The 12453-nt window shown below is 68.9% G+C and carries 16 protein-coding genes; all 16 read right to left on the bottom strand.

Features of this window, described 5'->3' with window-relative positions; translation table 11 throughout:
* Positions 1-7: 7 nt before the first annotated feature.
* Positions 8-1024, bottom strand: a complete 1017-nt coding sequence (locus QSJ95_RS06010; protein WP_064581839.1) for a phage late control D family protein — start codon at positions 1022-1024, stop codon at positions 8-10.
* Between the two features lie 46 nt (positions 1025-1070).
* Positions 1071-1277: a tail protein X gene (locus QSJ95_RS06005; protein ID WP_009615647.1), complete on the bottom strand. Its 207-nt coding sequence runs from the start codon at positions 1275-1277 to the stop codon at positions 1071-1073.
* Positions 1261-2097: a phage tail protein gene (locus tag QSJ95_RS06000; RefSeq protein WP_058487607.1), complete on the bottom strand. Its 837-nt coding sequence runs from the start codon at positions 2095-2097 to the stop codon at positions 1261-1263. Before QSJ95_RS06000 ends, QSJ95_RS06005 begins: the two co-directional genes overlap by 17 nt.
* Positions 2098-2125: 28 nt before the next feature.
* On the bottom strand, positions 2126-4048 hold the full coding sequence (locus QSJ95_RS05995) for a phage tail tape measure protein (protein WP_285640796.1): 1923 nt from the start codon (positions 4046-4048) through the stop codon (positions 2126-2128).
* 158 nt (positions 4049-4206) lie between these two features.
* Positions 4207-4518: a phage tail assembly protein gene (locus tag QSJ95_RS05990; protein ID WP_009615639.1), complete on the bottom strand. Its 312-nt coding sequence runs from the start codon at positions 4516-4518 to the stop codon at positions 4207-4209.
* Positions 4519-4528: 10 nt separating this feature from the next.
* Positions 4529-5032 (bottom strand): phage major tail tube protein, encoded by a 504-nt coding sequence (locus tag QSJ95_RS05985; protein ID WP_069862263.1) that lies wholly within the window; start codon positions 5030-5032, stop codon positions 4529-4531.
* Positions 5033-5044: 12 nt separating this feature from the next.
* The gene (locus QSJ95_RS05980) at positions 5045-6202 is read right to left on the bottom strand and encodes a phage tail sheath subtilisin-like domain-containing protein (RefSeq protein ID WP_285640792.1); all 1158 of its coding nucleotides are present in this window, start codon (positions 6200-6202) and stop codon (positions 5045-5047) included.
* 95 nt (positions 6203-6297) lie between these two features.
* The gene (locus tag QSJ95_RS05975) at positions 6298-6813 is read right to left on the bottom strand and encodes a DUF4376 domain-containing protein (RefSeq protein ID WP_285640790.1); all 516 of its coding nucleotides are present in this window, start codon (positions 6811-6813) and stop codon (positions 6298-6300) included.
* Positions 6814-6823: 10 nt separating this feature from the next.
* Positions 6824-8314: a phage tail protein gene (locus QSJ95_RS05970; RefSeq protein WP_285640788.1), complete on the bottom strand. Its 1491-nt coding sequence runs from the start codon at positions 8312-8314 to the stop codon at positions 6824-6826.
* Entirely contained in the window at positions 8305-8919 is a 615-nt protein-coding gene (locus QSJ95_RS05965) for a phage tail protein I (protein ID WP_256514087.1), read from the bottom strand. The genes QSJ95_RS05970 and QSJ95_RS05965 overlap by 10 nt, the downstream gene beginning before the upstream one ends.
* The gene (locus QSJ95_RS05960; RefSeq protein WP_043319259.1) at positions 8912-9802 is read right to left on the bottom strand and encodes a baseplate assembly protein; all 891 of its coding nucleotides are present in this window, start codon (positions 9800-9802) and stop codon (positions 8912-8914) included. The genes QSJ95_RS05965 and QSJ95_RS05960 overlap by 8 nt, the downstream gene beginning before the upstream one ends.
* Positions 9799-10125, bottom strand: coding sequence for a GPW/gp25 family protein (locus QSJ95_RS05955; protein WP_285640784.1), 327 nt, complete (start codon positions 10123-10125; stop codon positions 9799-9801). Before QSJ95_RS05955 ends, QSJ95_RS05960 begins: the two co-directional genes overlap by 4 nt.
* A gap of 100 nt (positions 10126-10225) precedes the next feature.
* Positions 10226-10789 carry a phage baseplate assembly protein V gene (locus QSJ95_RS05950; RefSeq protein ID WP_285640782.1) on the bottom strand — a complete coding sequence of 188 codons (564 nt, stop codon included), beginning with the start codon at positions 10787-10789 and terminating at the stop codon, positions 10226-10228.
* Positions 10786-11304, bottom strand: coding sequence for a hypothetical protein (locus QSJ95_RS05945; protein ID WP_058073258.1), 519 nt, complete (start codon positions 11302-11304; stop codon positions 10786-10788). Before QSJ95_RS05945 ends, QSJ95_RS05950 begins: the two co-directional genes overlap by 4 nt.
* 28 nt (positions 11305-11332) lie before the next feature.
* Entirely contained in the window at positions 11333-11665 is a 333-nt protein-coding gene (locus QSJ95_RS05940; RefSeq protein WP_256514084.1) for a phage holin family protein, read from the bottom strand.
* A gap of 280 nt (positions 11666-11945) precedes the next feature.
* The gene (locus QSJ95_RS05935) at positions 11946-12452 is read right to left on the bottom strand and encodes a GNAT family N-acetyltransferase (protein WP_285640775.1); all 507 of its coding nucleotides are present in this window, start codon (positions 12450-12452) and stop codon (positions 11946-11948) included.
* Position 12453 lies beyond the last annotated feature (1 nt).

Raw genomic sequence — 12453 nt, 5'->3', positions numbered from 1 at the left:
CCCTCCTTCAGCTGCGCCCCTTGCCACCCGCGGCATCGGCCTTGCCCTGGGCGCCGCCGTTGCAGGTGATGGTGGTGCTCCAGCCGCTGGCATCCAGGCGCTGTTCCACCGAGTCGGTGAGGAACTCGCCGTCCAGGCCGTCCTTGAAGCCGCTCAGCCGCACGCTGCGCTCGGCGAACAGGTCGCTGCGCCCGGGCATCTGCAGGCGCACGAAGGCGCTGCCGCGGTTGAAGTCGGCCAGCCGCGCCCTGGCCGCCTGCTCGGCGGCGCCGCGGTCCGGGTAGGGATGGCGGTCGATGAACTCGGCGCCGACGTCCTCCGGCGCCTTCGGGTTTTCCAGCGCCACCTGGCGCATGGCGCCGCTGGCCGGGTCCTGGTAGCAGGTCTTCACCCGGCGGTAGACGGTACGGTCGTCGAGGCGCAGGTCGAAGGAACCGACATCGCCCGGCATCAGCTCCAGCGGCGCGATGGCGCGCCCGGAAGCGCTCTCCCCGGCCTGGCGCGGCAGCACCAGCAACAGGCCGTCGGCCAGCTTGGCGGTGCAGTCGTGCTGGCGGGCCAGGCGGGTGATGAAGTTGAAGTCCGATTCGTTCAACTGCTCCGCGCGGGCGACGTTCACCTGCACCGGGCAGCGTGCGCTCCAATGGTTGCGCGCGGCCAGGTCGAAGACGATCCGCGCCAGGCTGGCGTTCTCCCAGGCGGCACAGCGGGTGCTTTTGCCCTCGCCGTGCATGTCGCCGGCGCGGCCGCTCAGGGTCAGCCGGCGGGGCGACCCGTCGAAGCGGAGCGCATCCACCCGGTAGCGGCCCATGGGCGCCAGTTCCTCCCCGGCGTAGCCGAGGAACAGGTCCAGCCAGGCGCCGCGCGCGGGCAGCGCAATGGTGCCGTCGCGGTCATCCAGGACCAGTTCGAAGGTGTCGGACTCCAGGCCCGGCTTGTCGGTCAGGACCAGGCTGAGCAGACGGTCGCTGAGCAGGTGGGTGATGTCGCTGCCGTTGGCGAGCAGACGGAAGGTCGGGCGCACTTCGGGCCTCCGGAAATGAAAGACCCCGCCGGAGCGGGGTCGGGGGTCAGTCCCACAGGCGTACCCGGGGATCGCTGGGGGGCGGCAGCTCGGGCAGGCGGATCAGCAGCCCGGCGCGCAGCGGCTGGGGCTCGTCGGCCAGGCCGGGGTTGGCTTCGAGGACGGCTTCCACGCTGCCCAGCAGGTGCCCGTAGTGGTACTGGCAGAGGCTGTCCAGGCAGTCGCCGTCCGCGGTTCTACAGATCGTCGCCATAGCGGGTGAACTCCAGGGTGAAGGCCTGGCTGCGCGGCACGCCGTCGCTCAGCAGGCTGGATTGGTTCTCGCCGATGCGGGTGATGCACCAGTTGCCCAGCAGCTGGCCGGACCAGCTGCTCAGGCTCAGCGGCTCGCGGCGCGCGGCGATGTCGCGCAGCTTCTGCAACTGGCCGACGCCGGCCCCCAGCAGGGTGGCGATGGTGCCGCTGAGGCTCAGCGTCTCCGCGCCCTGCCCCGGCGACTGCAGGGCCGGGCGCCGGTCCAGGCGCGCCTGGGGCACCCAGCTGTACTGGGTGTCGCGCACCAGCTTGTCGAAGGCCGCGGTGGACAGGTTGAAGTAGAAGGGCGTGGCGTTCGGCGCCAGCGGCCGCATCACCAGCAGGTGGGGCTGCGGCTTGACCGCTTCCGCCGCCGGCGTGGTCAGCGGCGCCAGCAGCTCGCTGGGGATGATGTTGGCCAGCTTCGGGCTGATCGCCCCGGCGATGCGGTTGATCGCCTGACCGGCTCGCGCCGCCTGCCGGCCCAGCGCGTCGAGGCGCTCGTCCACCCGCTGCACGGCGCGCTCGGCCTTCGAATAGACGGCCACCACCTTGTCCAGCCGCGCATTGGCCTGGTCGATGCCGCGCATCACGCGCTGCAGTTGCGCCGACACGCCGGGCGGCAGGCCCAGCAGTTTCTCCAGCTGGCCGCTGGCGTCCTGCAGCTCGCCGATGGCCTGGTCCAGTGGATCGACCGTGCCCTTCAGCTCGCGGCGGCCGGCCTCTATGGCCTGGCCGATGGACCGCAGGCCGGCCTGTAGTTGCTCCATGTAAGCCATGCTGGCTCCTCATTGGTCATGTCGCCGTTCAGAGCCTCGGCAGGTCGAACAGGCTGTCGTTGCGCTGGCGGCTGTTGAATTCGTCGAGCAGCCGGCGCAGTTGCGGCAGCAGCTGCTCGGCCAGCAGGCGCGGCTCGAACAGACCGCCGCCGACGTTCAGGGTGATCTGCGGGGAGAAGTGCCAGTTCTGCACCGGCGGTATCGCTGGCGCGGCGGGAGGCAGCTTCGCTTCGGGCGCACTGGCGGCCTCGGCCTTCGCCGCTGCACTCTCCTTGCCCAGCCAGGCACCGAGCTTGCCGCCGCCCCAGCCGCCCAGCTTCTCGCCCAGCAGGCCGCCGAGCGCACCGCCGATGGCCGTGCCCACCACCGGGACTATCGAGCCCACGGCGGCGCCCAGCGCGGTTCCCACCAGGGCGCCGGCGGCACCGCCATAGCCTTCGCCCTTCTGTTGGGCGGAGCCGTCGCTGGCATAGGTCTGCACGGCGCCCAGTACAGCCAGCCCGGCACTCAGCGGTACGGCACCGCGCAGCAGCAGGCGACCGCCGCGGGCCAGCTGGGCGCCGCCCTGGCCGGCCGCGTCGAGCACGGCGGGCACTCCACTCACCGTGTTGCCTGTGCGCAGCGCGATCTCCGGCAGCTTCCCGGCTCGCGCACCGAGCAGGCCGCCCCGCGCCAGGTTCACGGCGCCGCGCCCCGCTTCGAACAGCGCCCGGCCACCCTTGTAGGCGCCGAACAGGCCCACCGCCGAAGCCACCACGCCGGGGTTCTCGTTGACCAGTTGCGTCCCACGGCGGAAAGCCTCGGAGCCTACCTCCAGCGCGGGGTCCACATAGGGCACGAGCGCATCGCCGACGGCTCCCAGCAGCGTCTCGCTGGATGCCCGCGCCGCACCGATGCGGGCCGAGGTCGTGTCATTGCGCTGGCGGAGAAGGCTGTCGACCACTCCACTGGCCTTCAGGGCCTGCGCTTGCAGGCGCCGCAACTCCTCCCCGCCGCCCGTGGCCGGCAGCAGGCCCTTGAGCCCTTTGCCCACCCTTTCGGCTGCCTCTTCGGGCGAACCGCTCTTGCGCATCTGCAGTTCCAGCATGGCCCCCAGGCGGACGACAGCCTTGCTGCCCTGCCCCTTTCGCGGACGCGCCCTGGACAACAGTTCCGGCAGGTGACGCGCCAGGTCCGCCGTCTCGAACTCGCCCTGCTGGCCGAGGAAGGCCAGGGAGTCCAGCGTCTTCGCCAACTCGGCGGGGGTATCGAGCCTGGCCTTCACCTGCAGGCTGCGCAGCAGCGCCGCGGTGTCGTCGAGCCCGGCGCCCTGGCTGCGGGCGAATTTCGCCGCCAGCGGCAGGAGCGCCTGGGCATCCTGCTGCCGCATGCCGCTGTCCATCAGCGCAGCGAGCAGGCTCGCGCTGTCGTCCCGGCTCATCCCGCTGCCTTGCGCGCTTTCCTGCACCCGTTGCGACAGCTGCCGTTCCTGCGCGGTGCCGGCGATACCGCCACGGATCGCCAGGGCGCGGATGCGTTCCTGATAGTCCGCGGCGATACCGATGGGCACGCCCATGGCGCTGCCGAACCTGCCCAGCTCGCCGAAGCGGCGGCCGGCGCTCTCCAACTGCTCCCAACCCCGGGCCCTGAGTTCGCTGCCACGCACACTGCGGCCCAGGCGCTCATACAGCTTCGACAGGTTGCCCACCTCCAGGCCTTGCCGCTTGAGCAGCGCCAGGTTGCCTTCCAGTGCCCGCAGGGTCGTGCCCGCCTGGGCGTCGCCGATGCGCTGCAGGCGCAGGTATTCCGCCTGCAGGTCGCGGGTTTCGCCGACCAGGCCCTGGAGGTCGAAGGCACGCTCGCTGCCGCGCCGGAGCGCTTCCACACGCGCCTTGGCGTCCGCCACGACCGCCCCGAAACTGGCGTCGAGCACCCCGCCGAGCACGATGCTGATCTTCTGTTTCTCGCTCATCGCTCATTCCATCCATCAAAGGCGGGAGCGGCGCATGCACGCCGCTCCCGCGCCCTCAGGCAGCGTCCTCGCCCAGCCACCAGAGCAGTTCGCCCTGGCTCATGCCGTCGAGGTCGGCGGCGCCGAAGCCCAGTTCGCGGGCCAGGCGCCGCGCCAGCTCACGCATCCGCGCCGGGTTCGTCGCCGTCTTCGCGCACCAGGCGAAAGTAGGCGTTCTGCAGCCGCTGGTAGTCGCTGAGCTTGAGCCCCTCCAGGTCCTGGGCGCTGACCTGGGCGAGGGAGGCGAACAGTTGCAGCTCGCGCTCCTCCGCATCGCCGCCGACACGGGTGGCCAGGCGGATGTCGCGCACCGTGGGGGCGCGCAGGGTCAGGCTGTCGACGCTGACGCCGTTGCATTGCGCCGGGCGCGACAGGCGCACGGTGGCGGCGTCGGCGCCCAGGCTGAGCCAGGCCGGTTGTGCTTGGGTCATGGCGCGCACCTCACAGGCCGAGGTGGCCGCGCAGCGCGGCCAGCTGGTCGACGCCGTTGATGCGGCGCACCGAGTTCAGCGGGTCGATCTCGAAGACCTCGCGGCCGTCGACCTCCAGCTTGTAGTAGCTGACCACCACGTTGAACTTGAACTCGGCCAGCTCGCCGACCTTCCAGTCGCCCGGGTCGACTTCCTGGAGCATGCCGCGCAGGGTCGCGATCACCGGTACGGCGTCGCCCTTCTGGCCCTTGAAGGAGCCGCGGAACACGCCGTTGAAGCCGCTCTGGTCGGCCAGGCCGAAGAAGTTCAGCGCCTCGCGCCGGGCACCGTTGGTGGAGAACTTCGCCTCCATCTTCTCCAGGCCCATGTCCAGGGCGATGGGCGCGTCCATGCCGCCGGCCTGGTAGTCCTGGGTCTTGATGCTCAGCTTGGGCAGGGTCAGCGACGGCACGTCACCGGCGAAGCTGACGCCGTCGACGAACAGGTTGGTGTTGCTCAGGGTTTGCGGAATCATGGGTGTTGCTCCTTAGGCGTCGAGGACTTCGGTGAGCCACTGGTCGGTGACTTCCACGCGGAAGTTGGGGTTTTCGGCGGGCGGCACGTCGGTGAAGCGGATGTTCCAGTACACCTTGCCCTGGGCCAGCTGGCTGGCGGTGTTGAGTTCCGCGTCGGCGTAGACCTCGAAGTCGATCACCGCGCCCTGGTTCTTCAGGTCGCGCATGAAGGCGCGCAGGCCCTCGGTGACGTCCTTGACGTAGGTCTTGGTGATGCCGCGGTCGACCGCCCATTTGTGCCCGGCGAGGATGGCGTCCATCACCATGTCGAGGGTGCGCACGCGGGTCACGAAGGCCCACTTCGGGTCGCTGGACAGGGTGCGGTTGCCCCACAGGCGGTAGCCGTCGTCGCGGATGATGGTGGTGACGTTGGCGTTGTTCAGCAGGTTGGCGCGGCAGGTCGCGTCGCCATCGAGGAACTCCACCGGGCGGGTGGTGCCGGTGATGCCGGTGAACACCTTGTTCGACGGCGAGGACCAGAAGCCATACTCGGCGTCGGTCCAGGCGAACAGCCCGGCGGCGTAGGCCGAGGCCGGGGCGTCGGCGGTCGCGCTGGCCTCGGTGTCCCAGTACTGCACGCCGGGGTCGACCAGGTACACGCGCTTGCTGCCGAACTCGCCGGCATAGGCGATGGCCGCCTCGTCGGTGCTGTTCGGCCCGTCGACGATGGCGATGGCGCGCAGCTTGCCGGCCAGGGCGTCCATGGCGGTGGCCACGGCCTCGGTGGCGGAATGCTTCGGCGCCACCAGCAGGCGCGGCTGGGCGTTGAAGCGCGACTTGCCGTCGAGCAGCGCCTGCAGGCCGGTGCGCTGGCCGGACTCGGTGACGCTGCCGATGATCGCCGAGGTCTGCTGCGCCGGGTCCTCGACCTCGGCCACACCCACCGCGACGACCACGGCGGAGGCCTGGGTGAAGATGGCGGTGCAGGCCTTGTAGATCGCCGAGCCCACGCCGAAGGCGGCGGCCGCCTCGCGCAGGCTGGTCAGCAGCACCGGCACGTCCGGCTCGGCGCTGGCCGGAGCGCCCGGGGTGAAGGTATCCACCAGGCCGATGATCGAGGACGACGGCAGCGCGATGGTGCGCGCGCCGACGTCGACGTTGGTCACGGTAACGCCGTGAAAGAAGCTCATAGGGTTTTCTCCAGACATAAAAAAACCGCCGGTAGGCGGTTGCTTGGTTGGCCCGGGCCGCGGGTGCGGTGGGCTGAATTGCGATGGGCGTTGGCTCAGGCGGGCCAGCCCTGGTCGAGCATGGATTCCTCGAAGGTGCCAGCTTCCAGATGGGCCAGGAGTTCGGCTTCGCGGTCGAAACAGGCCTGGACGTGGGCGCGGACAGCCTTCGCTATAGCCAGAACTTGTTGGGCATTGAGCTCGACGAATCCACTACTGCATTTCCAACTACAGCTGTAGCTCGGGTCGAAAGCAGCCAACAACGCTATCCCGAGCAATTGAGACTGACTCTCTCGCTCGGTGCTGAGCGTTATGGAATCTACGACAATACCCCTCGTTTCCTCATACCACCGTCTAGCAGCGATCCTCGTATGGATAGCGCCAGTGCTCGTATCAAGAACCGGGATTTGGAGCAACGGAGCTCCACTCTGACTAACTAAATGAAGCCCTGCGGATTGCCCTCTGAGAAGCTCCTCGTACCGCTCTTGGCTAATCTCTATCGCGTCCGCAGGAATCATCGTGTGAATATCGGATAGGTAAAAGCCACTTTCGCTTTCACTGAAATAGATCATTTCATAGCCCCTAGTATCCGATCGCAAACCAATACCCGCTTCGGTCCGAGGTATCCGAATTGCCTTTGGCAATCAACACCCCGGTCTTAGTCAGAGCAGAAGAACCAATCATGTCAAAAGCTGCATTGATGACTCCTGTCCATACAGCGAGCCCTGTATTTGGGAAAGCGACAGGGAACAAAATATTCTGACTGGCACCCGCCGCAGCCCCCAAGGAAAAAGCTCCCCACTGCAGAATCAGGCCAGAGGGCAGACGCTGATAGCCCGTCGGAGCCAATAGAGATAGGCTCTCACCCGAGTAGGCAACCCAGGAAGCGCCCATCTTGCAGAACTGCCTTATTCCCTGGCCCGTAATCACTCGAGTCTCGCTTGTTGGCCCGGCAATTGGTCCAGCCAACGTGATGGAAAAGTTTTGCGAGGCGTTGAATACGCTCAGAGTCGCTCCATCGGGGAACGAAGTTGTACTAGGCAGAGTGACTGTCGCATTGACCGATAGACTGAAGCTTGCGACTTTTCCAACATCAACAGCAGACAGTGTCTGGCTACCACTATAGGTATTTACACCTGCGAAACTTCCCAAGGCCCGTTGCACAAACGCAGTAGTCGCCAACGAAGTATCATTATCGAACTGCGCCGCCGTCGGCGCCGTCGGATTCCCGGTAAACACCGGCGAAGCCAGCGGCGCCAGCCCGGTAGTGATGTTCTGGAACACCAGCGCAGTGGTCCCCAGCACGATCGGGGCATTGGTGGTGAGCTGCCAGATACTGTCCGCCTGGGTACTGCCCTCCTCCACCGCAACAGTCAGGTTCGGCGTTACCTCGGCGCTTGCATCCGCATCGCCCGCACGCTTCCAGGCGCCGCTGGCCGCCAGGTAGATGCCGTTGTCCGGCGCGTTGGTCTGGTTCTTCACCAGCACCCGGTCGCCAGCAGCCAGCGCCACGCCATCCAGCGTCTGCAAGCCGCTCAGGGTGATATTCGCGGTGGTCGCCGCACGCACCGACTGCTTCTGGTCCAGCTTGTTCATCGCGCTGACGATGGCGCTATCCACGTACTCGCGGGTAGCCAGCACCACGCTCGGATCGATCTTCAGCTCCACCGAAGCGGTGTTGCTGACGATCAGCACCATGCGCACGGTCTGGGTGCGGCCGCTGCCTTCGGCCAGTTGCGGCTTGTAGGACGGCGCGCAGTTGGCGTAGGCGATCAGTGCGCCGGCCTCGTCGTACAGGCCCATCTCGCGGATCCACCAGCCGCCGACGTCCTCGGGGATGACCTGTTCGGCGATGATCTGCGCGGCGTTGGCCGGGTCGACGCTCAGTTGGTTCAGCGGCGCGCGGCGGACTTCGTTGACCAGCGCGGTGCGGCTGGCGTCCGGGGTCGGGACGTTGCCGCCGCCGTCGCCGACGGCCAGCTGGGTGATTTTCAGGGTGGTGCCCAGCGCAGTGGCATTCGCCAGCTTGCCGGCACCGACGGTGGTCAGGAGTGCGTAGTAGGTCACGGCCATGGGTAGACGCTCAGTTGGTCGATGGTGTGTTCCCGGCCGGGCAGGCCGTAGCCGCCGCGGGTCTCGATGACGTCCGGGAGATAGGGGTAGACGGTGGTGATGTCGCCGTCGTATTGGCCGGAGCCGACGTAGATCGGCCCCTGGGTTTCCAGGCTGATGTCCAGCCCGATGAGGTGGCGGGTCAGCGGCTTCGCGTCGTCGATCAGGCGCTCCACCTCCTGGTACATGGCTTCGCTGATGCCGCTGTCGAGCACGCCGATGCGCAAGCGGAAGGTGCCCGGCTCGCCCATGGGCGTGCCCTGCCACCACTCGATCACCTCGATCAGGTAGCCCAGCGGCTCGATCACCCGGCGCAGCGCGGCGATGGTGCCCTTGTGCTGGTGGATGCGGAACGCCGCAGCTATCGCCTTGCGCTTCACCGGCTCGGCCCAGTCCGGGTCCCAGCGGTCCACCGACCAGGCCCAGGCCAGGTAGGGCAGCAGCGCCAGCGGGCAGCGCTGCGGGTCCATCAGCTCGCGCAGCGGGATCGGCAGGTCGCTCACCTGCACGTCGGCCAGCGCCCGTTCCAGCGGCGTGGCGTTGCTGGGCAGCAGCCGGCTACTCATCGGAGCCTCCCACGCTGATGGCGTAGCCGGTGCAATAGGCGGCCCGGGTGGCGTCCAGCACCACGTCGGCGGCCGGTTGCGCCAGCTCCACGCGCTGTACGCCCTCCACGTGCAGCGCGGCGAACAGCGCCGAGCGGCGGATGTCGCGGCCGAGCCGGCGCTGGGTAGCGATGTAGCCTTGCAGCGAGGCTTCTGCCGCCTGGCGGATCAGCTCGGCCTCGGGCCCCGGGTAGATGTAGAGCACCGCCTCCACCCGGTAGTCGACGATGCTCGCCGACTGCACGGTGACGCGGTCGCCCACCGGCCGCACGTCCTCGTCGGACAGCGCCAGGCGCACCGCTTCGAGGATATCCTCGGTAGCACTGCCATCGCCTTCGCGGGACAGCACGCTGATCAGCGCCTCGCAGGGCGCGGGGCTGATCGCCGAGACATCGGCGATGCGCCCGTCGGCGCCCAGCGCGAAGGCCACGTAGGCATTGCGCGGCCCGGCCACCGAGAGTTGGTCGAACGCCAGCTGGGTGCGGTTGCGCAGCGAGTCGTCGCTCTCCAGCAGCGCCTCCAGCGGCGGCACCGCCGACGGATCGGCGGGCTGGATCACCAGGCGCGCCACGTTGTAGCCGGCGGCCAGTTGCTCGAGGTCGCTGCCCGTGGCGTAGGCAAGCATCACTGCCCGCGCGGCATCGTTAATGCGGGCGCGCAGCAGCAGCTCGCGATAGGCCGCCAGCTCCAGCAGCTTGACCACCGGATCGGACTCCAGCGCGGCGTCCCAGCCTTCGCCCATGGCCGCGCGGAAGGCTTCCAGCAGCTCCTGGTAGAGGCTCTCGAAGTCCAGGCTTTCCACCACATCCGGCGGCGGCAGCTGCGACAGGTCGATGATGCTCATGCCTGCACCTCCAGCTGGAAACCGTCACCCTGGTAGAGCCCGCTCAACAGCAGGCTGACGCGGCCATCGAGCACCGCGCTGACCTTCACCGATTGCAGGCGGATGCGCGGCTCCCAGCGCCCGAGGGAACGGGCGACCTCGGCCTGCACCGCGCTTTTCCAGCCTTCGCTGAGCGGCAGGTCGACCATGCGCCGCAGCTGGCTGCCGTACTCCGGGCGCATGCGCCGGCTGCCCAGGGGCGTGCTGAGGATGTCCTCGATGGATTGTTTCAGGTGCGCCAGGCCGCCCAGGGGCTGGCCGTTGCGCCTGTCCATGCCGATCATGGCCGCGCCCTCCCCTGTGGCGGGCGGTTGTGCTTGCCCATGCTGTTCTCCAGAAACGAAGAGGCCCGCACGTGGCGGGCCTGTGGATGAAAGTGGCGGTTCAGTGGGTGTGGTGGTTGCTGTTGCCGGTGGTGTCCATGATCGAGCCGCTGCTGGTGACGTTGCCCTGCACCGCCAGGTTGCCCTGGATGGCCACCTCGCCCTGCAGGCTGATCTGCCCGGCCTTGACCGTCACGCTGGAATCGCTGACCAGTACCTGCGCCCCACCCACCTTCACCGTGACGCTGCCGCTGGGCAGCTCGATGCTGTAGCTGTGCGCCGCCCAGTCGTAGCTCAGGCTGCCGCCGTCGGCGAAGCGCCAGGTCTCGACGTGGTCGCGGCTGTCCGCCGGGGTGCCGGCGTCGCCGTACAGGCCGGGCACGAAGGTGCCCATGGCCAGCACCCCGGACGGGCTGAGCAATACGCCCTGTTCGCCGATGCCCGGCGCCCGCCAGTGCCGCGCCGGGCCTGCTCCCTGGGCGTGCCAGCGCACCCAGGCGCTGGTCCAGTCGCCATTGCGCACCCGCACCTTGGCGGCGGCCAGGTCCACGGCCACCACCACGCAGGGCACGATCAGCGAGGCGAGCATGCGGTCGTGCTCGGCGCTCACGTAGGTCGGATTCATGCCAGGTCCTCCGGGGCGAAGTAGTCGGCCTCGTGGCCGGGGCCGGTCTGCGGCTCGATGCCCAGCAGCAGCGAGCCCGGCGGCTGGTCCTCCCAGGGCCATTCCGGCGTACCCAGCAGCAGCGGCTGGTCCCACTCCAGCAGCCAGACGCGGTAGGCCTCGCTGGCCTCGGGCCGGGCCTGGACGAAGCCGGCCGGCTCCAGCGGCAGGTCCCAGGTCTGCGCACGCAGCAGGACGGCGATCAGCGAAGCCAGCTGCAGCGCCAGCACTTCCGCCTCGGCGTCGTCGCGCTGCAGCAGCAGGCGTGCCTGCAGCCGGCACAGCAGCGCCGTCTCGCCGGTGCCGGGGTCGCGGCCCGGCGCCAGCGCGGCGTATTCCAGCAGCAGCGCGGGTAGCTGCGGGGTGGCCGTGCCCAGTGGGCCGCGCAGTATCTGCACGGCCTCCGGCAGTACCGCGCGCAGCCGCTGTTCGACGGCGGCCAGCAGGCTTTCGAGGGTCAACTCCTGGTCAGGCATGGCGCCTCCCTGTTTCCGATGGATTCGTTCAGCGACGCTCGTGGTCGCTGTCGCTCAATTGGCAGACACCCAGGCGGCGGGCCGCCCAGCGTTCGTAGAGGCCGACGGCGATCTCGGCGCCGGCCGCCGCGGTCAGGCTGCCGACGGCGGCGCTGAGCAGCAGCGAGGCGCCGCAGGCCAGGGCCAGGAACATCACCGCCACGCCGCAGACGATCGAGGCGCCGGAGCGCAACGCCAGGCGCCGCAGCAGCCCCCAGCCGCCCAGGCCGGCCTTGTCGGCCCGCCACATCTCACCGCTGATGCCGCCCACGGCGGCCAGCAGGATCGATACCCACAGCGGCATCTCGGGTTCATTGCCCATGGGTTCACCTTGAAGACAAACGCCCGCGCCGGCGGGCGGAACCGGCGGCTATCAGCCAGCCGGGGATTACGGCCGCAGGCCGCGGAAGCGGGCAGCGGAAACGAAAAAGCCCGGCGCTGGGGCCGGGCTCGACGAGGTTTTCAGCGGTGCTCCCTGGGGACGCACCTTTGCAAGATTGATGACTTTGTACCCCCCGATTCCCGGCCGGACAAGGCATTTCCGCCCTGGCACCACAATAGGTGGGCAATGCACCGGCAACGCACCGGCGATGCACCGCGATTCAGCCCAGGGGCTTGCTCAGCAGCACCGTGGTGAAGCCGCTGTGCCATTCCTCGTCGGGGTAGAAGTCGATTTCGGCGTAGCCGTGCCTGGCGTAGAAGGCGCGGCTCTGACTGTTGAAGGTGTCGGTCTCCAGGCGCGCCTGCGCATGGCCGGCCACGGCCATCCGCCGTTCGGCGAAGCGCAGCAGGGCGCTGCCGGCGCCGGCGCGCTGGGCGCGGGGCGAGACATGCAGGGCATCGATGAAGTCGTCGCGCCAGTCGACCAGGCCGACGACCTCGCCGCCCAGGCAGGCCAGGTGGAAATGCCCGAGGCGCGCCTGGACGTAGGCGCGGGTGCGCCCTGCCGCTTCGAAGCGCGCTCGCGCCTCGGCGGTCAGTTGGGGTTTCCAGGTGGTTTCGTAGGTTTCGCCGAGTATCCGCAGGATCGCCTCGGTATCGGCCGGGCTCGCGGGGCGCAGGGTGAGGGAGGTGCTGTCCATGGCCGCGAGCATAGCGCAGCGGCGCATG

The organism is Pseudomonas sp. NBRC 100443 (assembly GCF_030268185.1).
Classification (GTDB): Bacteria; Pseudomonadota; Gammaproteobacteria; order Pseudomonadales; family Pseudomonadaceae; genus Pseudomonas; species Pseudomonas citronellolis.
This window is presented reverse-complemented; position numbering and strand designations above follow the sequence as displayed.